This is a genomic window from Kosakonia sp. ML.JS2a, assembly GCF_025642095.1.
Classification (GTDB): domain Bacteria; phylum Pseudomonadota; class Gammaproteobacteria; order Enterobacterales; family Enterobacteriaceae.
Genome location: NZ_CP106754.1, coordinates 445,153 through 464,266, shown reverse-complemented (window position 1 = coordinate 464,266; position 19,114 = coordinate 445,153). Strand labels below are relative to the sequence as shown.

21 protein-coding genes are annotated in these 19,114 nt (G+C 55.4%); 4 read left to right on the top strand and 17 right to left on the bottom strand.

The features are described from left to right. Positions 1-64 precede the first annotated feature (64 nt). From pabA to N7922_RS02055, 5 genes are all read right to left on the bottom strand, one after another. Entirely contained in the window at positions 65-628 is a 564-nt protein-coding gene (pabA, locus tag N7922_RS02075; RefSeq protein WP_263099058.1) for an aminodeoxychorismate synthase component 2, read from the bottom strand. Positions 629-659: 31 nt separating this feature from the next. After that, the gene (locus N7922_RS02070; protein ID WP_263099057.1) at positions 660-1,262 is read right to left on the bottom strand and encodes a putative adenosine monophosphate-protein transferase Fic; all 603 of its coding nucleotides are present in this window, start codon (positions 1,260-1,262) and stop codon (positions 660-662) included. Continuing rightward, positions 1,252-1,422 carry a YhfG family protein gene (locus tag N7922_RS02065; protein ID WP_263099056.1) on the bottom strand — a complete coding sequence of 57 codons (171 nt, stop codon included), beginning with the start codon at positions 1,420-1,422 and terminating at the stop codon, positions 1,252-1,254. The genes N7922_RS02070 and N7922_RS02065 overlap by 11 nt, the downstream gene beginning before the upstream one ends. 103 nt (positions 1,423-1,525) lie before the next feature. Then, entirely contained in the window at positions 1,526-2,098 is a 573-nt protein-coding gene (ppiA, locus tag N7922_RS02060) for a peptidylprolyl isomerase A (protein ID WP_263099055.1), read from the bottom strand. A gap of 153 nt (positions 2,099-2,251) precedes the next feature. Next, positions 2,252-3,553, bottom strand: a complete 1,302-nt coding sequence (locus N7922_RS02055) for a cytosine deaminase (protein WP_263099054.1) — start codon at positions 3,551-3,553, stop codon at positions 2,252-2,254. Positions 3,554-3,794: 241 nt separating this feature from the next. Between N7922_RS02055 and nirB the strand changes: the two genes are divergently transcribed. The 4 genes from nirB (at position 3,795) to cysG (ending at position 8,933) form a co-directional block, all read left to right on the top strand. Next, positions 3,795-6,338, top strand: coding sequence for a nitrite reductase large subunit NirB (nirB, locus tag N7922_RS02050; protein WP_263099053.1), 2,544 nt, complete (start codon positions 3,795-3,797; stop codon positions 6,336-6,338). Then, positions 6,335-6,661 (top strand): nitrite reductase small subunit NirD, encoded by a 327-nt coding sequence (gene nirD / locus N7922_RS02045; RefSeq protein ID WP_263099052.1) that lies wholly within the window; start codon positions 6,335-6,337, stop codon positions 6,659-6,661. Before nirB ends, nirD begins: the two co-directional genes overlap by 4 nt. A gap of 80 nt (positions 6,662-6,741) precedes the next feature. Then, a complete protein-coding gene (nirC, locus tag N7922_RS02040; protein WP_263099051.1) occupies positions 6,742-7,551 on the top strand; it encodes a nitrite transporter NirC in 810 nt (269 codons plus the stop codon). A 17-nt stretch (positions 7,552-7,568) separates the two neighbouring features. Further along, positions 7,569-8,933, top strand: coding sequence for a siroheme synthase CysG (gene cysG, locus N7922_RS02035; protein WP_263099050.1), 1,365 nt, complete (start codon positions 7,569-7,571; stop codon positions 8,931-8,933). Between the two features lie 50 nt (positions 8,934-8,983). On the opposite strand, the gene trpS is transcribed toward cysG, so the two are convergent. The 12 genes from trpS to N7922_RS01975 form a co-directional block, all read right to left on the bottom strand. Next, on the bottom strand, positions 8,984-9,988 hold the full coding sequence (gene trpS, locus N7922_RS02030; protein WP_263099049.1) for a tryptophan--tRNA ligase: 1,005 nt from the start codon (positions 9,986-9,988) through the stop codon (positions 8,984-8,986). Beyond that, positions 9,981-10,742, bottom strand: a complete 762-nt coding sequence (gph, locus tag N7922_RS02025; protein WP_263099048.1) for a phosphoglycolate phosphatase — start codon at positions 10,740-10,742, stop codon at positions 9,981-9,983. The genes trpS and gph overlap by 8 nt, the downstream gene beginning before the upstream one ends. Next, positions 10,735-11,412, bottom strand: a complete 678-nt coding sequence (gene rpe / locus N7922_RS02020; RefSeq protein ID WP_263099047.1) for a ribulose-phosphate 3-epimerase — start codon at positions 11,410-11,412, stop codon at positions 10,735-10,737. The genes gph and rpe overlap by 8 nt, the downstream gene beginning before the upstream one ends. A gap of 55 nt (positions 11,413-11,467) precedes the next feature. After that, the gene (dam, locus tag N7922_RS02015; protein ID WP_263099046.1) at positions 11,468-12,289 is read right to left on the bottom strand and encodes an adenine-specific DNA-methyltransferase; all 822 of its coding nucleotides are present in this window, start codon (positions 12,287-12,289) and stop codon (positions 11,468-11,470) included. Positions 12,290-12,355: 66 nt separating this feature from the next. Continuing rightward, positions 12,356-13,651 carry a cell division protein DamX gene (gene damX, locus N7922_RS02010; protein ID WP_263099045.1) on the bottom strand — a complete coding sequence of 432 codons (1,296 nt, stop codon included), beginning with the start codon at positions 13,649-13,651 and terminating at the stop codon, positions 12,356-12,358. Positions 13,652-13,742: 91 nt separating this feature from the next. Continuing rightward, positions 13,743-14,831 (bottom strand): 3-dehydroquinate synthase, encoded by a 1,089-nt coding sequence (gene aroB / locus N7922_RS02005; protein WP_263099044.1) that lies wholly within the window; start codon positions 14,829-14,831, stop codon positions 13,743-13,745. 54 nt (positions 14,832-14,885) lie between these two features. Continuing rightward, on the bottom strand, positions 14,886-15,407 hold the full coding sequence (gene aroK / locus N7922_RS02000; RefSeq protein WP_263099043.1) for a shikimate kinase AroK: 522 nt from the start codon (positions 15,405-15,407) through the stop codon (positions 14,886-14,888). A gap of 291 nt (positions 15,408-15,698) precedes the next feature. Then, a complete protein-coding gene (gene hofQ / locus N7922_RS01995; RefSeq protein WP_263099042.1) occupies positions 15,699-16,934 on the bottom strand; it encodes a DNA uptake porin HofQ in 1,236 nt (411 codons plus the stop codon). Next, positions 16,846-17,247: a DUF2531 family protein gene (locus N7922_RS01990; RefSeq protein WP_263099041.1), complete on the bottom strand. Its 402-nt coding sequence runs from the start codon at positions 17,245-17,247 to the stop codon at positions 16,846-16,848. Before N7922_RS01990 ends, hofQ begins: the two co-directional genes overlap by 89 nt. Next, a complete protein-coding gene (locus tag N7922_RS01985; protein ID WP_263099040.1) occupies positions 17,237-17,698 on the bottom strand; it encodes a type II secretion system protein M in 462 nt (153 codons plus the stop codon). The genes N7922_RS01990 and N7922_RS01985 overlap by 11 nt, the downstream gene beginning before the upstream one ends. Then, on the bottom strand, positions 17,688-18,221 hold the full coding sequence (locus N7922_RS01980; protein ID WP_263099039.1) for a PilN domain-containing protein: 534 nt from the start codon (positions 18,219-18,221) through the stop codon (positions 17,688-17,690). Before N7922_RS01980 ends, N7922_RS01985 begins: the two co-directional genes overlap by 11 nt. Next, a complete protein-coding gene (locus N7922_RS01975) occupies positions 18,221-19,006 on the bottom strand; it encodes a DNA utilization protein HofM (RefSeq protein WP_263099038.1) in 786 nt (261 codons plus the stop codon). Before N7922_RS01975 ends, N7922_RS01980 begins: the two co-directional genes overlap by 1 nt. Positions 19,007-19,114 lie beyond the last annotated feature (108 nt).

Sequence of the window (19,114 nt, the reverse complement as noted above, 5' to 3'; positions counted from 1 at the left end):
AGCATTGATTATGAAAATATAATCACGAAATATGCATAAAAAATCACTGCATGGCAACCACAAATCACCGGATGAGGAAGTTTTTCAGTAGCTGATGCCCTTGCTCGCTCAGGATGCTTTCCGGATGAAACTGCACCCCTTCCAGATCCCACTGTCGGTGACGGATCCCCATAATTTCACCGCTTTCACTCCACGCCGTGACCACAAAGTCGCCGGATAACGTAAGCGGATCGATAACCAGTGAATGATAGCGCGTGACGGTTAATGGATTATTAAGGCCGGTGAACACCCCGCTGCCATCATGGCTGATTGGCGAGGTTTTACCGTGCATCACTTTTTCCGCACGCACGATCGTTGCGCCAAACGCCTGCGCGATCGCCTGATGGCCAAGACAGACACCAAGAAGGGGACATTTTCCGGCGTAATGGCGGATCACGTCTAACGAAATACCGGACTCATCCGGCGTGCAGGGGCCGGGTGAAATAACGATTTTTTGCGGTGCCAGCGCAGCGATATCCGCCAGTCCTATCTCATCATTACGTCTGACCTCTACGCTTGCCCCTAATTCGCAAAAATATTGATACAGGTTCCAGGTAAAAGAGTCGTAATTGTCGATAAGCAGGATCATGGTGGCCTCTGTGGTAGCAAACCGCGCTAGTTTACTCGCTTTCGCTGGCTTCGCTTACTACTTTGCTGAAGATCGCGCAGAGCGGCGCTAAATCCCCCATTGCTCCGGCCTGGTTCGCCGCCCCCCAGCGCGCAGGATCGGCTTCCAGCCAGTCAAGAGAGAAACCGGCGTGCAGCGCCAGCTGTTCGAAGAAAATACGCTGCGCAATGCCATTACCAAGGCGGAACGGATGCAGCATATTGATTTCACAGTAGTAGTGGGCCAGACGCTCGACAAACTCCGCCTTTTCCAGGCCGCACAGCCACTCTTCATTTTCCAGTTGCTGCATCAGCGCATTGCCCTCTTTCTCGATGTACCCGAAATGGCAAAAGCGTGTATCGCCCTGATAGATATCGACCTCACGAAACCGCCCGGCCCAGTCAAATACATCCTGATAGAGGTGATGATGGATAGCGCACAAATGCGGCAAACCGCGCGCAAGCGGGCCAAGCCCCAGCGTCGCTGCACGTAAGGCTGTCAATTCATACGCAGCCTGTTCCAGCCGTTGCGCTTGCCGGATGCTTAACACATTGCGCATCACGTTCAAACCGGAGTAGAGATAGGGATCGCGCCCGTCGCCAAATTTATCGCTCATAGTGCCTCCTGAGTTCATCAAGACGCGCATTTGCTTCGGCGGGGGTGAGCGTCACCAGAGGCGTGTCGACACCCTCCAGACGCCTGCTGGCCTGGAAATTGGCGTTGCGCTGCTGCTCCCAGAGACGGGATTTTTGCCTGTCGGTGAGTTTTTTGGTCATAGCGCCTCCCTGTTTCACACAGTTGCCACAAGTATAAGCAGCAATTTTGCGTTACGCAGAGCGCGCGAAGCGGCACGGGCCGGTTGACCCGTGCGGAAGAGACTTACGGCAGTACTTTTGCGGAAAGGATAACTATCGGTTTTGACGGAACATTCTGGTAAGGACCGAAGTCATGCGTCTGTACCTGAGAAATCTTATCGGCGACATCCATGCCTTTCACAACTTTACCGAAGACCGCATAACCAAAATCGCGCTGGCCATGATCGAGGAAGGCATTATCCGCAACGTTGATAAAGAACTGGCTGGTGGCGCTGTCTTTATCTGCCGTACGCGCCATCGCAATGGTACCGCGGGTATTGCGTAAACCGTTGTCGGCTTCGTTTTTGATCGGCGGGTTAGGCTGCTTTTGCTGCATCTGCTCGTTGAAGCCCCCGCCCTGAACCATAAACCCCGGGATCACACGGTGAAACGTCGTGTTGTTGTAAAAACCGTTGTTCACATAATCAAGGAAGTTTTTCACCGACACAGGGGCTTTCTGGTTGTTCAGCTCCAGTTCGATATTACCTGCAGAGGTCGTGAGCAGAACATGGGGGTCGCCTTTTGCGGCGAACGCAGCAGAGGAGAGACCGGAAAGCACAAAAACAGCCGCAACAGCCGCCAGAGTCGATTTAACCATTAGGTTTCCTTAACGAAGAGCAGTAAAGAAAGCGAGTGGCTTGATTCTAAAGAGCAGTCAGCCAGCAGGCCAGCCTTTTACTCAATTTTACGTATTTGGAAACATATGTAACACCAGGCGGCGCTTTGCAAAAGCATGCCGCCTGGCGAATCGCTATTTTTGTGCGTTATGACGGCTGAACACCACCTCTTCACCGCCATTATCTGTCTGCACCCAGGTCTGCGCCGGTTGCGTAGTGGCAATCACCCGCCCCTGACGAATCGACCAGCGTACCGACGCCTGGCAACGCACGGCGTCAAAACCGCTTTCCACCGGTAAAATAATCATATTTGCCGGATTGCCCGGAACAATGCCGTACTCCGTCAGACCAAAGGTACGGGCGCTGTTATGGGTGATTAAGCGTAGCCCCTCATCAATTTGCTGATAGCCCATAAGCTGGCAAACATGCAGCCCCATATGCAATACCTGCAACATATTGCCCGTGCCCAGCGGATACCAGGGATCGAACACGTCATCGTGACCGAAGCAGACATTAATGCCCGCCGCCAGCAGCTCTTTTACCCGCGTAATGCCCCGACGTTTGGGATAATCGTCAAAGCGCCCCTGCAAATGAATATTGACCAGCGGATTGGCGACAAAGTTAATGCCGGAGAGTTTTAACAAGCGGAACAAACGGGAAGTATAAGCCCCATTATAGGAGTGCATGGCAGTGGTATGGCTGGCGGTCACACGCGGGCCAATACCCATTTTTAACGCCAGCGCCGCGACCGTTTCCACAAAGCGCGACTGCTCATCATCAATTTCATCACAGTGGATATCCAGCGGGCGATCATACTTCTGCGCCAGCGCAAAGGCGATGTGCAGCGATTCGACGCCATACTCACGGGTAAATTCAAAATGCGGGATCGCCCCCACTACATCCGCGCCTAACCGGAGCGCCTCTTCCAGTAACGCTGCGCCATTGGGGTAGGAGAGGATCCCTTCCTGGGGAAAAGCGACGATTTGCAAGGTTATCCATGGCGCCACTTCGGCTTTCACTTCCAGCATCGCTTTTAATGCCGTCAAGGAAGGATCGGAAACATCAACATGGGTGCGTACATACTGCACGCCGTTGGCCATTTGCCATTTCAGGGTTTGCCACGCGCGGCGCTTCACATCCTCATGGCTGAGCAAGGCCTTGCGCTCGGCCCAGCGTTCAATGCCTTCAAACAGCGTACCGGATTGATTCCAGTTCGGCTCGCCAGCGGTTTGCGTGGTGTCGAGATGAATATGCGGCTCAATGAACGGCGGCAACGCCAGCCCGCCGCGCGCGTTCAGCACCTCATAACTGTCGCTGTGCGCCGACCCCATCGGCGTGATATCACCAAAGCGTCCGTTCTCGATCGCAATTTGCCACACGCCATCGCGATCCGGTAAATGCACATTCTGAACTAACCAAAGCGGTGCTGCAGACATAACGCTACTCCCTCTGTTTTCGTCTGCTATTTCGGATCAGACGAGCAGGCAAAAAGACCTCTCTTTTTGTACACAATTTCTGCAAACCAGAAAAGCCTGTTATATCCACAACTTATAAAAACCAATAAAAATCAATCATCTACTCATTAAGTGGTATGCGAAGATGTATTTGATGCACATCAATAAGCCCCGAAGCTGAATCGTTAAGGTAGGCAATAATAGAAAAGAAATCGAGGCAAAAATGAGCAAAGTCAAACTCGCTATCATCGGTAACGGCATGGTCGGCCACCGCTTCATTGAGGACCTCCTCGATAAAGCCGACGCGTCCGAATTCGACATTACCGTTTTCTGTGAAGAGCCGCGTAAAGCCTACGACCGCGTCCATCTCTCTTCCTACTTCTCTCATCACACGGCTGAAGAGCTGTCGCTGGTCCGCGAAGGTTTTTACGAGAAACATGGCGTTAAAGTGTTGGTCGGCGAACGCGCTATCACCATTAACCGTCAGGAAAAGGTAATTCACTCCAGCGCCGGGCGCACCGTCTGGTATGACAAACTGATCATGGCGACGGGTTCGTATCCGTGGATCCCGCCGATCAAAGGTTCCGAAACGCAGGACTGTTTCGTCTACCGCACCATTGAAGATTTGAACGCCATTGAGTCGTGCGCGCGTCGTAGCCGCCGCGGCGCAGTGGTAGGCGGCGGCCTGCTCGGTCTGGAAGCCGCAGGAGCGCTGAAAAACTTAGGCGTCGAAACGCACGTCATTGAATTTGCGCCGATGCTCATGGCGGAGCAGCTCGACCAGATGGGCGGCGAGCAGCTTAAACGCAAAATCGAAAGCATGGGTGTGCGCGTGCACACCAGCAAAAACACCAAAGAGATTGTCCAGCAAGGCACACAAGCGCGTAAAACGATGCACTTTGCCGACGGCAGCGCGCTGGAAGTTGACTTTATCGTCTTCTCTACCGGTATTCGCCCGCGCGATAAGCTGGCCACACAGTGCGGCCTGGAAGTCGCGCAACGCGGCGGTATTGTCATTAACGACACCTGCCAGACCTCCGATCCGGATATCTACGCCATCGGCGAATGCGCAAGCTGGAGCAATCGCGTTTACGGTCTGGTCGCGCCGGGTTACAAAATGGCGCAGGTCGCCGTGGATCATATTCTTGGCAAGCAAAATGCGTTTGAAGGTGCGGATCTCAGCGCCAAGCTGAAACTGCTCGGCGTTGATGTTGGCGGCATTGGCGATGCACATGGCCGTACACCGGGCGCACGTAGCTATGTTTATCTTGATGAAAGCAAAGAAGTCTACAAGCGCCTGATTGTCAGCCCGGATAATAAAACCCTGCTCGGTGCGGTACTGGTGGGTGACACCAGCGACTTCGGCAACCTGTTGCAACTGGTGCTGAACGCCATTGAGCTGCCGGAAAATCCGGACGCGCTGATCCTGCCGGCGCATGCCAGCAGCGGTAAACCCTCTATCGGTGTCGATAAACTGCCGGATAGCGCACAGATTTGCTCCTGCTTCGACGTCACCAAAGGCGACCTGATTGCTGCCATCAACAAAGGCTGCCATACCGTCGCGGCGCTGAAAGCCGAAACCAAAGCCGGTACCGGCTGCGGCGGGTGTATCCCTCTGGTGACGCAGGTACTGAATGCGGAACTGGCGAAACAGGGCATCGAAATCACCAACAACCTGTGCGAACACTTCGCCTATTCGCGCCAGGAGCTGTATCACCTGATTCGCGTAGAAGGGATCAAATCCTTCGACGAACTGCTGGCGAAATACGGTAAAGGCTACGGTTGCGAAGTGTGTAAACCAACCATTGGCTCACTGCTGGCATCCTGCTGGAATGAGTACATCCTGAAACCGCAACATACGCCGTTGCAGGATACCAACGATAACTTCCTCGCCAACATTCAGAAAGACGGCACCTATTCGGTGATCCCGCGCTCCGCCGGTGGTGAAATCACCCCGGAAGGTTTGATGGAAGTCGGTCGAATCGCCCGCGAATTTAATCTTTACACCAAAATCACCGGGTCGCAGCGTATTGGTCTGTTTGGCGCGCAAAAAGATGACCTGCCGGAAATCTGGCGTCAGTTGATCGATGCCGGTTTCGAAACCGGTCATGCCTATGCCAAAGCGTTACGCATGGCGAAAACCTGCGTCGGCTCGACCTGGTGTCGTTATGGCGTTGGCGATAGCGTCGGGCTCGGCGTTGAGCTGGAAAACCGTTACAAAGGCATCCGTACGCCGCACAAAATGAAATTCGGCGTTTCCGGCTGCACCCGTGAATGTGCGGAAGCGCAGGGCAAAGATGTCGGGATTATTGCCACTGAGAAAGGCTGGAACCTGTATGTCTGCGGTAACGGCGGCATGAAACCGCGTCATGCTGATTTGCTGGCGGCGGACCTCGACCACGACACACTGCTGCACTATCTCGACCGCTTTATGATGTTCTACATCCGCACAGCAGACAAACTGACGCGTACCGCGTCCTGGCTGGACGGCATGGAAGGCGGCATCGACTACCTGAAGAGCGTGATCATTGATGACAAACTCGGCTTTGATGCCCAGCTCGAAGCGGAGATGACTCGCCTGCGCAACGCGGTGATCTGTGAATGGACCGAAACCGTGAATACGCCAGCCGCGCAGACACGCTTCAAACACTTTATCAACAGCGATCGTCGCGACCCGAACGTGCAGGTCGTGCCAGAGCGCCAGCAGCATCGTCCGGCGACCCCGTATGAACGCATCCCGGTAACGTTAGTGGAGGAAAACGCATGAGTCAGTGGAACACCATCTGCAAAATCGACGACATTTTGCCAGCCACCGGCGTTTGCGCCCTGGTGAACGATCAGCAAGTGGCGATTTTCCGCCCGCGCCACGACGACCAGGTTTACGCCATCAGCAATATCGACCCGTTCTTCCAGTCCAGCGTGCTGTCTCGCGGGCTGATTGCGGAGCATCAGGGCGAGCTGTGGGTCGCCAGCCCGCTGAAAAAACAGCGTTTCCGCCTGCGTGACGGGCTGTGCATGGAAGATGAAAGCCGCTCTGTCGCGCATTTTGATGCGCGCGTTAAAGACGGTGCCGTACAGATTAAAGCGTAATACCCCGGCGGGAGTGCAATGCTTCCGCCGTTACTTTTTGATTTTTAAACTTTTCTTTTTAACTTTGGATAATCAACACTATGTTTACCGACACGATTAATAAGTGCGCGGCTAACGCTGCGCGCATTGCACGCCTCGCGTCACAAAATCCGCTGGGTTTTTGGGTGAGTTCCGCGATGGCAGGCGCTTACGTTGGGCTTGCCATTATTTTGATTTTCACGCTCGGCAATCTGCTCGATCCCTCCGTTCGTCCGCTGGTGATGGGGGCAACATTTGGTCTTGCATTAACGCTGGTGATCATCGCGGGCTCTGAGCTGTTTACCGGCCACACCATGTTTCTGACGCTGGGCGTTAAAGCAGGCAGCATCAGCCACGCTCAGATGTGGACGATTTTGCCGCAAACCTGGCTGGGTAACCTGCTGGGTTCCGTTTTTGTTGCACTGCTCTACAGCTGGGGCGGCGGCAGCCTGCTGCCGGTGGATACCTCTATTTTGCACACCGTTGCGCTGGCAAAAACCAACGCGCCAGCCTCGGTGCTGTTCTTCAAAGGCGCGCTGTGCAACTGGCTGGTCTGCCTGGCGATCTGGATGGCGATCCGCACCGAAGGCGCGGCGAAATTCATTGCTATCTGGTGGTGTCTGCTGGCGTTTATCGCTTCCGGCTACGAGCACTCCGTTGCCAATATGACCCTGTTTGCGCTCTCCTGGTTTGGTCATCATAGCGATGCATATACCCTCTCTGGCATTGGCCATAATCTGCTGTGGGTAACACTGGGCAATACTTTCTCCGGCGCCGTATTTATGGGGCTGGGTTACTGGTATGCTACGCCAAAATCAGAGCGTCCTTCTGCGGTCAACACCGTGAAAAGCCAGCCAATAGCAGATAACTAATTTATCGGGGTAATGTCGTGAATCACTTACCAATTTTTTGCCAGCTACGCGATCGCCACTGCCTGCTCGTCGGCGGCGGCGATGTTGCGGAACGTAAAGCCCGGCTGTTAATGGACGCGGGTGCACGACTTACCGTCAATGCTCTCTCTTTTGTTCCCCAGTTCACCGTCTGGGCTGAGGAAGGCATGCTAACCCTGGTGGAAGGAGAATTCACCGAAACGCTGCTGGATGTGTGCTGGCTGGCCATTGCCGCCACCGATAATGAAGCGGTGAATCAACGCGTCAGCAATGCCGCAGAAGCACGCCGCATTTTCTGTAACGTGGTGGATGCCCCCACGCAGGCGAGCTTTATCATGCCGTCAATTATTGACCGCTCGCCGCTGATGGTGGCGGTCTCCTCCGGCGGCACGTCGCCGGTGCTGGCGCGTTTGCTGCGTGAGAAACTGGAGTCGCTGCTGCCGCAACATCTCGGGCAGGTGGCGTTGTTCGCCGGGAAGCTACGCAGCCGGGTGAAGCAACATTTTGCCACCGTCAGCGAGCGCCGTCGCTTCTGGGAAAAACTGTTCGTTAACGACAGACTTGCGCAGTCCCTGGCTAACCAGGACATGCCTGCCGTCAACAACATCACCGAGCAGTTGCTGGCGGAGCCGCTGGACAGCCGTGGCGAAGTGGTGCTGGTTGGCGCAGGCCCCGGCGATGCCGGGTTGCTGACCCTGAAAGGTTTGCAGCAAATCCAGCAGGCGGATGTGGTGGTGTATGACCGGCTGGTCTCCGACGACATTATGAAGCTGGTGCGCCGCGATGCGGATCGTGTATTTGTCGGTAAGCGCGCAGGTTACCACTGCGTACCGCAGGAGGAGATCAACCAGATCCTGCTGCGCGAAGCGCAAAACGGTAAACGCGTCGTGCGACTGAAAGGCGGCGATCCGTTTATCTTCGGGCGCGGCGGTGAAGAGCTGGAAACCCTGTGCCATGCGGGCATTCCTTTCTCAGTTGTGCCAGGCATAACGGCAGCCTCGGGGTGTTCCGCCTATTCCGGCATTCCGTTAACCCACCGCGATTATGCGCAAAGCGTCAGGCTGGTTACCGGGCATCTGAAAACCGGCGGCGAGCTGGACTGGGCCAATCTGGCGGCAGAAAAGCAGACGCTGGTGTTCTATATGGGCCTTAATCAGGCGGCCACTATTCAGGCACAGTTGATTGCGCATGGCATGCAGGAAGACATGCCGGTGGCGCTGGTGGAAAACGGCACCTCGGTGCAACAGCGCGTGGTCAACGGAAGTTTGTCGCAGCTCGGTGAGCTGGCCCAGCAGGTAGAGAGCCCGGCGCTGATTATTGTTGGCCGTGTGGTGGCGCTACGCGATAAGCTGAAGTGGTTTTAAAGACAGAAAAAAGGGCAGGTTAAACCTGCCCTTTTTTCTTTCGTCCGCGATTACGGTTTTGTCACAAAACCAATCGCTTCGTAGACTTTTTTCAGCGTTTCAGACGCACGGGCGCTGGCTTTCTCCGCCCCGTCTTTCATCACCTGCTGCAGGAAAGCTTCGTCATTGCGATAACGGTGATAACGCTCCTGCAACTCGGTCAGCATGCCGGATACCGCATCCGCGACTTCGCCCTTAAGGTGACCGTACATTTTGCCTTCAAAGTGTTGTTCCAGCTCAGGAATACTCTGGCCTGTCACCGCAGAGAGAATATCCAGCAAGTTAGAGACGCCCGCTTTATTGGCAATGTCGTAACGCACTACCGGCGGCTCATCGGAGTCGGTGACCGCACGTTTAATTTTCTTCACGACCGATTTTGGATCTTCCAGCAGGCCAATAACGTTATTGCGGTTATCGTCCGACTTGGACATTTTTTTGGTCGGCTCCAGCAGCGACATCACGCGCGCGCCAGATTTCGGAATGAACGGCTCCGGCACCTTAAAGGTATCGCCATAAATAGCGTTAAAACGCTGTGCAATATCGCGGCTCAGTTCCAGATGCTGTTTCTGATCTTCACCCACTGGTACCTGGTTCGTCTGGTACAGCAGGATATCGGCAGCCATCAGCACCGGGTAATCAAACAGACCGGCGTTAATGTTCTCTGCATAGCGCGCAGATTTATCTTTGAACTGCGTCATACGGCTCAACTCGCCGAAATAGGTGTAGCAGTTCAGCGCCCAGCCCAGTTGAGCATGTTCAGGTACGTGGGACTGAACGAAGATAGTACTCTTCTGCGGATCGATACCACAGGCCAGATAGAGTGCGAGGGTATCCAGCGTTGCCTTACGCAGTGCCTGCGGATCCTGGCGCACGGTGATGGCATGCTGGTCAACGATGCAGTAGATACAGTGATAGTCATCCTGCATGTTCACCCACTGACGCAGCGCACCCATATAGTTGCCAATGGTTAATTCACCGGAGGGCTGTGCGCCGCTAAAAACGATGGGCTTAGTCATTTTTCGTTTCCTGATTTTCACTGTGCGGGAGCCCGAGTGCGGGCAGTAAATCTTTTAAGCTTTCAAACACGAAGTCTGGTTTGCTTAAGGTGATGTCTTCGCCGTAGTTGTAACCGTAAGTCAGCCCTACAGAGGTGCTGCCTGCCGCCTGAGCGGCGAGAATGTCATTACGCGAGTCGCCGACGAAAAGCAGCTCATGAGACTGAATATTGAGCTTTTTACACACCAGAAGCAACGGTTCCGGATGCGGCTTTTTGTTCACCACATCATCACCACCCACCACGAAGGTGAAGTACTGTGCAATACCGAGCGCGTCCAGAAGCGGAGCGACAAACGGCGTCGGCTTGTTGGTGACCAGCGCCAGAGGCAAACCTTTAGCATGTAGCGCCGCCAGCGTATCTGCGACGTCCGGGAACAGGAAACTGCCCTCTTCCACGGTCTCTTCGTAGTAACGGTTAAACAGTTTTCGCAGCATACGAACCTGCTCTTCCTGCGGCACATCACCAGCATCAACATCCGGTTTACCTTGTGCGGCACGCTGAATCGCACGCTCCTGGCGTGACCAGTTAAACGCGCGCTCCATCAGCACATCGGCGCCGTTACCAATCCAGGTCACCACGCGCGCCTCTCCGGCCTGCGGCAGTTCCAGCGCATACAATGCACTGTCTACAGCGGCAGTCAGGCCTGGAGCGCTGTCGACCAGCGTGCCATCCAAATCAAAAGCAATACCCTGAATTGACTGCATTTTACTCATGACTTACCTTTGCCAGTTCGCGACGCATTTCATCAATGACTTTTTTGTAATCCGGTTGGTCGAAAATCGCCGAACCCGCGACGAACATGTCCGCCCCCGCGGCAGCAATTTCGCCGATATTGTTCACCTTCACACCGCCGTCGACTTCCAGACGAATATCGAAGCCTGACGCGTCAATGCGGCGGCGTACTTCACGCAATTTATCCAGCGTGTGCGGGATAAAAGACTGACCGCCAAAGCCCGGGTTAACGGACATCAGCAAAATCACATCCAGCTTATCCATCACGTAATCAAGGTAGCTCAGCGGCGTGGCCGGGTTAAACACCAGCCCGGCTTTACAGCCATGCTCTTTAATAAGCTGTAGTGTGCGGTCAACGTGCTCAGACGCTTCAGGATGAAAGGTAATGATGCTTGCGCCCGCCGCGGCAAAGTCCGGCACCAGACGATCGACCGGTTTCACCATCAGGTGCACGTCAACAGGCGCGGTGATGCCATAGTTACGCAGCGCTTTCAGCACCATCGGGCCAATTGTCAGGTTCGGGACGTAGTGATTATCCATCACGTCGAAATGGACGACGTCCGCCCCGGCAGCCAGTGCATTGGCGGTGTCTTCACCCAGACGGGCAAAATCAGCCGACAGAATCGAAGGGGCAATCAAATACTGTTTCATCCGCATCTCCTTGAAAAATGATAAGTCGGCAGGCTGGCGGCGCGGTGAAAGCAGGTTACCGGGTTGCCGGGCGGTAAAGCGCCAGCAATTCATCCACCTTTTTACGCGTGCCGCCGTTACTGCTGATACTGCGACGCACTTTCACCACATGCAATTTTGCCTGACGGTACCACTCGCGCGTTAGCGCTGTATCGTGGTTGGAAATTAACACTGGGATCCGGTTCTGCACCAGGCTTTCGGCAATCGCCGCCAGATGCGCCTGCTGCTCCAGATTGAAACTGTTTGTGTGATACGCCGTAAAATTAGCGGTAGCGGAGAGCGGCGCATAAGGAGGATCGCAATACACTACGGAGTTCTCGTCGGCGCGCGCCATGCTGTCGGCGTAAGATTCGCAGTAAAAGAAGGCATTCTGCGCTTTTTCTGCAAAGTGATACAACTCTGCTTCCGGGAAATAGGGTTTTTTATAACGCCCGAACGGTACGTTAAATTCGCCACGCAGGTTATAACGGCAAAGACCGTTGTAGCCATGGCGGTTGAGGTACAAAAACAGCAATGCGCGCCGGAACGGATCCTGGCAGGCATTAAACTCATCGCGCAGCGGGTAGTAAACCACGGACTGATTGGTTTCAGGCGTGAACAGCTCCCGCGCATGATGCACATACTCATCAGCACGGTCTTTGACGATGTTGTAAAGGCTTATCAAGTCGCTGTTGATATCAGCGAGGATATAGCGAGAGAACGACGTGTTGAGGAACACCGATCCCGCGCCGACGAACGGCTCGATAAGGCATTCGCCCTGTGGCAGATGCCTTTCGATATCGTCCAGCAGGGGGTACTTCCCCCCTGCCCATTTCAAAAAAGCGCGATTCTTTTTCATGCTGACTGATTGCTTACACTCTCTCCGGCTGTGGAGAAAGCTCCGACAGCATCTGCGCTTTAAACATTACTTCAGATCGGCCTGAACCTGATGCAGCGGTTTCGCCCACGGGTTCTTCGCCTGTACATCCGCTGGCAGTGCAGCAACCGCGCGTTTTGCATCATCTTTCGAGGCATACACGCCGCTCACCAGCACATACCACGGCTGGCCGTTACGCGTGGTCTGATAAACAACGAAGTTTTTCAGATTTTCTTTCTTCGCCCACGCATTCAGGTTGGTGGAGTTCGAAGAGCTGCTCAGCTGCAACGTATAGTGGCTACCTGGCGCCGCTTTCAGTGCAGCGACATTACCGGTCGATGCTGCACCGCTTGCGGCAGGCGCAGCGCTCGCCGCTGGCGCAGTGACAACCGGCGCCGCTGCCGTCGCGGTCGGTTTCGGCTGGACTGGCGTTGCTACCGGCGTTTTCACTGGCGCAGCCGTCACGGTTTCAGTGTGTTTCGGCGGCTGAGCAACCGGTTTTGATTCTGCCGTTACTGCCGGGGCTTTCACCTGCGGTTTCGGCTCAATAACCATTTGTTTGCGCTCAGGACGCGAGGCAGCGGTATGGTTTTCCGCCGTTGCTGACTGCTGGCGGGCAGCGGCATTGCCATTACGCACCGGCGCAACCGTTGCCGGTTCGGTTGGCAGCGTGGAGTTAACGGCGCTGTCAATCTGCGACTGGTTTTGCGGCTGCGACAGCGCGCTGTTCAGATCGCCCTGCACTTCCACACGCTGCTGACCTTCCGGGGCCGTTGGCGTCTGGCCCTGCGACGGAGTAGATGAGATCGGCGGCAGAGAGACATCCTGCGATGGGTTACCCGCAGTCTGCGGCGCTGAGGCTGCACCCGGCGCTGGCTGAGCACCGTTCGTTTGATCGGCTGTGCCGCCAGGTGCACTTGCATTGCCATTATTCGCTGAGAGATCGATATTCTTCTCAGCCGGGGCTTGTTCGGTTGTGGTGGGCGCAGGCGATTTCAGCGCAGAGCCGATGCCAACAATCAGCAGCAACAGCACCAGAATACCCACACCCATCATCATGTACTGACGGGACGCAGGCCTTGCAGCAGCGGCCGTTTTACGCTTGCGCGGACGACGTTCTTCACGCTCCTCGTCCAGAGCGCCTTCATCCTCGTCATAACCCTCTTCCTCGCGCTCATCACGCGCCCGGCGGGTACGGGAAGGACGACGATCGTCGGTATCCAGATCAACATCATCAAAGTTGATCTGCGGCTCATCGACGCGATCGGAAGATTGACGAGAACGACCAGCACGACGATCGCTGGGATCGGGTTTCAGCTCGTCTTCTGGTTTGAATTCATCCATTTAACACCCCACTCAAAGGCGTATGCTACGACCTGCATAACGCCCGAAGTTAAACGCCACGGCTTACCCGTGACCAGACCTTTCTAATTAGTTACGCTTGCTGGCAATCAGCAATAGCGGCCAGAACTACGTCGTGCGGCACTCCGCCGCGCACTTCACTCTTCCCTATGGCCAACGGGAGCACCAGGCGCATCTCCCCCGCCAGCACTTTTTTATCGCGCATCATATGCGGCAGGTAGGCCTGCGCGGACATGTCGCGAGGACCGTGCACCGGCAACCCTGCGCGTTCAAGCAGAACAATAATACGCTGCGTGTCGGCCTTGCTGAACTGGCCCAGACGCTCGGATGTGCGTGCTGCCATCACCATGCCAGCCGCAACGGCTTCGCCATGCAACCAGTTGCCGTAGCCCATTTCCGCTTCAATGGCATGGCCGAAGGTATGACCGAGATTCAGCAAAGCACGCAGGCCTGTTTCACGCTCATCGGCCGCCACGACTTCGGCTTTCAGTTCACAGCAGCGGCGAATGCAGTACGCCATCGCCTGGCCATCAAGACGCAATAACGCGTCCATATTCTCTTCAAGCCATTCAAAGAACTCGCCGTCGAGAATAATGCCGTATTTGATCACTTCCGCGAGACCGGAAGACAATTCGCGGGCAGGAAGGGTATCCAGACAGTCGAGATCCACCACCACAGATGCAGGTTGATAGAACGCGCCGATCATGTTTTTACCGAGAGGATGGTTTACCGCCGTTTTACCGCCCACAGAGGAGTCAACCTGGGAGAGGAGCGTGGTCGGGACCTGGATAAAACGCACGCCCCGCTGGTAGCTTGCCGCCGCGAAGCCGGTTAGATCACCGATCACCCCGCCGCCAAGCGCGATCAGCGTGGTGTCGCGTCCATGAGGTTTTTGCAACAGTGCGGTGAAGACCGTATCCATTACCGCCAGGCTTTTGTATTGCTCGCCGTCCGGCAAAATAACACTGTCGACCTTCACCCCCGCCTGCTCAAGCACGCGGCGAACGTTATCCAGATAGAGCGGAGCCAGTGTTTCGTTGGTGACCAGCATAACCTGATCACCAGACTTCAGCGGCGCGAAGGAAGCTGGATCGTTAAACAAACCAGCCGCAATGGTGATAGGGTAACTACGTTCCCCGAGAGTGACGGTAATCCTCTCCATGACGCGACATCCACCTTAGTTGCTTAAACCTGCAGGCCTTGTATTAAGCCAGAATTAGTTGCCTTCCAGCATATGAATAATCTGGTTTGCGACTACTTTAGCGCTCTGATCGTCGGTACGAATGGTCACGTCCGCAATCTCCTCATACAGCGGATTACGTTCGTTGGCCAACGCTTCCAGCACTTCGCGCGGCGGTGAGTCCACTTGCAGAAGTGGGCGTTTTTTGTCACGTTGCGTGCGAGCCAATTGTTTTTCGATAGTGGTTTCCAGATAGACCACTACGCCACGGGCGGAGAGACGATTACGGGTTTCGCGAGATTTCACAGAACCGCCGCCGGTTGCCAGTACAATGCCCTGCTTTTCCGTCAGCTCATTGATGATTTTTTCTTCGCGATCGCGGAAACCTTCTTCACCTTCAACGTCGAAGACCCAACCCACATCAGCTCCGGTGCGTTTCTCAATCTCTTGATCAGAATCGTAAAATTCCATATTGAGTTGTTGAGCTAACTGGCGCCCAATAGTGCTTTTGCCGGCACCCATAGGCCCAACCAGAAAGATATTGCGTTTCTCTGCCATTTTTTTGGTACTACTAAGACTATTCGTTGATGATAAACCCGCTGCGCAGACACCTGGCGTAGCAGGACATGAACTGAAACCTCATATGCGATAGTGCGAGAGTCAGATCGAAAATTATCTCAGTACTCCGGCTTGTTTGGCAACACATTAAATTACCAGTCGGACGCGGATACCTGTTCAGGTGTGACGGAGACCACTGACGCTCAAATCGGTACTCCTTGTAAGCTAAATCATCTCTCACGTCAAACACCTGAACTAAGTTCCGTAGAAAAAGGGGGGGTAACGGCGGGATTAATGTACCGATGCCAGTCGCGGGGTAATAAACACCACCAACTCGCGTCGTTCATCATCCTTTGTATCGTGACGAAATAACCGCCCGACCCCTGGGATGGCGCCGACCCCGGGAACCCGGCTTTCGCCAGCGGTCTGCTTTTGCGAGAAAATGCCGCCCAGCGCCAGCGTATCGCCGCTTTTCACCTCCACCTGCGTTTCAATTTCCTGTTTATCAATCGCCATCGTTTCACCACCGGCCTGTTGCAGGATCTGGCCGGGCATATTCTGGCTAATACGCAGTTTTAAACGCACACGCTTATCCGGCAATACCGTCGGCGTGACGTCCATACCCAGCACCGCCTCCTTAAATTCCACCGATGTCTGTCCGTTTTCACCACTGGAGACCTGATAAGGGATTTCACTGCCTTGCTTAATGCTGGCGGGCTGACGATGTGATGCCAGAAGCCTTGGACTGGCGATGATCTCCAGTTGCTGCTTTTGTTCAAGTGCGGACAGCTCAAGCTCCAGCAAGCGGGCATTGATACTGCCAATATTAAATCCCACCCGGGTCGACGCGGTCGGTACAGACAAATCGGCAGACAGCGCACCAACCTGCCCGCGTGCCGTCGATTCCGCCTGTGCTAACCCCCACTTCACCCCCAGCTCTCGCAGGCTTTTTTCATTAATGGTGACGATATACGCCGCCAGTTCAACCTGCTCAACCGGTAAGTCCATTTGCGCCACCCATTTTTCCAGCGCCGCCAACCCTTCTTTATTATCACGCACTAACAAACGGTTAAGGCGCGTATCCACCGTGATTGTCCCTTGCGGGCTCAGCATCGCTCCCCCGGCTTTTGCCAGTTCCCCAGCGTCGGCATAACGCAACACCATACTGCGACTCAGGACAGGTGCATTCTGTTTACGCTTTGCCTGCGCCGCCTCCCGTTCCGCCTGCTGTTGCTGCTGTCGCGCGGCCGTGTGCGCCAGCCAGATATTCCCTTGTTGGCTCAACGTGAGCCCGGCGCTGGCGGCAACGGTTTGTAACGCCTGCCGCCAGGGAACATCCACCAGATGCAGCGACAACGTGCCGGTAACGTCCGGCGGGATCACCAGGTTTTGGTTTTCCAGCGCGACCAGCGCCTGCAGCACTTGCACGACGGGCGCATCATCCACCGTCAGCGTCACCGGGTTTAGTGTCTGTGCGCAGACGATCGGCAAACTGAAGCACGCGGCGCTGACTATCCATTTTTTCATCCTGATCTCCTTCTCGTTTCCAGCGCCATTCTGCTGGCGTACAGCGCTCTCCCAGGGTTATTCGTATGCCATGTTCGTTGACGGCAATAACGCGCCACCCCGTTGGCAGCGTCTCTCCCTCGACGACCCGGCGCCATCGCCCGCTGTCATCGCGTAAAATGCCGATGCTTTGCTCCCCCGCCACGACCCCATGAAAACGCCAGTTTGCAAGCTGCCCCGTAAGACAGGTATCCCGCGGAGGTTGAAAGGGATCGCGCATTCCGCTAAGCAGCAAGCAGAGTCCTCCGGCGCAAAGCAGGCGCTTAGCGGTCATGATCATGTTCCAGCCCCAATGTAAAGCGCAGCCCATTTTCCTCAGCAATCAGCGAGAACGACGGAACCAACATGTCGCGCTGCGCCAACATCAGAAACGTCCCGGTAACCAGCGCCCACTGCGTTTGCAGCACCATTTCACCGCCGTTTTGCGCCGGCTGCCAGCGGAGCAACTGCCGTTCATGGGTATGAAAATCCAGCGGAGTAAACGGAGACAACGCGGCGTCGGTAGCGCTTTGCGGCGGTGGCGTGATATCGCGCAATTTACGCCACTGCGCGCGCAGCGCACTTTCATTTGCTTCCTGCAGGATGAACAGTTGCGCTTGCCTGTCTTTTAATGGGGAAACAACCAGCCACCACGCCAGCATCAGCCCACAAAAGGCGCCCGTAAGCCAGCACACAACGCGCGAGCGTGGCGACATGGCAAACCAAAAATCAGCGTTAAGGGGCACGAAGAGGCTCCTTACTCAACTGGTAATGAAATTGCCATCGCCCTTGCGCATCGCGCACCGTCGCCCCCGTAGGCAAAAGATGGAACCCCGGTATAGCCCGTAGCGTCGTTTCAAGGTCATTTAATGACGCAAACGCTCTCGCCAGACCCGACAGTTCCAGGCGCCCCTGCTGCCAGCGAAGCTGCGTCAGCCAGGCCTCCTGCGGCAGATTTTCCGCCAGCGCAGAGAGCATCGGCTGCCAGTCACGGGTCTGCTGTCTCCGCTGCGCCCGCGCTAGCGCCTGCTGCCATCGCTGTTGCCTGATCAGCAGCGGCTTCTCTTCGGCGATCAGCGCCGCCAGTACGTTTTCGTCCGATTGCCGCCAGATTGACGCCTGATGAAGATCGCCCGCGACAGTACCGCGCCAGACCATACAGCCAACAACCAGCAGGAATGCCGTACCCGTAAAAGTTGCCGCCCATACCAGCGCAATGTGCTGCCGCCTGCGCCGTCGCCAGGGTAAGAAGTTGACTAACTGCGACATCAGCACCTCCCGGCCAGCGCCAGTCCGAGAGCAACGGCATAGCTGGCCCCGGCTTTAGGCAGCGGAGGCTGGCGCCACGGAATAACCGACCAACAATCGAATTCGCCTTCCGCCTCGCCGCAAAGCGCGATTTCGTCAGTTGCCAATCCAAGCAGTGCGGCCAATTGTGCGACGGTATTGGCCTCCTCCAGACCACGTCGCCCCCAGCTCTCTTTTGTGGCCCACAGCCATTGTCGTTCATCATGCCAGGCGAGGCAGCGAACGGGAGGGAGAAGCCACGGAACGAGCGGTTGTAACGCTGCGGCGTCGGGCGTAATAGAGGAAAGAGTTAACGAGAGCGACTGCGCCAGGCTCAGTAGTGTCGCGACATCTTTATTTTGTGCGGCGGTCACACCATATGCGTTTCCGGGTTCATCTTCGGTGAAGTCGAAACAGAGATCGCTTTCCGCCATCTCCAGTTCCCGCGAAACGGAATGAGAAACCCAGCCGGACAACTCCCGCTCACGCAGCGAGATAGCCGGTCGCGGCAGTTTTCTTTGCAACGTTTGCCCGGCGGGAAACGCCAGACGTACGCAGTGTCGCTGCGGAAGCGCGTGACGCCAGGGGCGCAGCACAGTCAGAAGCTGTTCAGGGGATTTAATCCGCCCTTGCACAATCACGCCATGGGGCAGCGGAAAATGCCACCAACGGCGTAGAGTCTGGCCGCGTCGGCCAGCGGCGATGGCGACGCTGAAGATGCCATCTTGTTGAATATGCAGACCAATCTTCCATTGCCTGAATGCCATAAATTACGATCTCCTTATCGTCTCTCTGGATGACGCTATATCAATGCATCAGGCTTGCCTTTATACTACCGCGCGGTTGTTTATAAACTGCCCAAATGACACTAAATG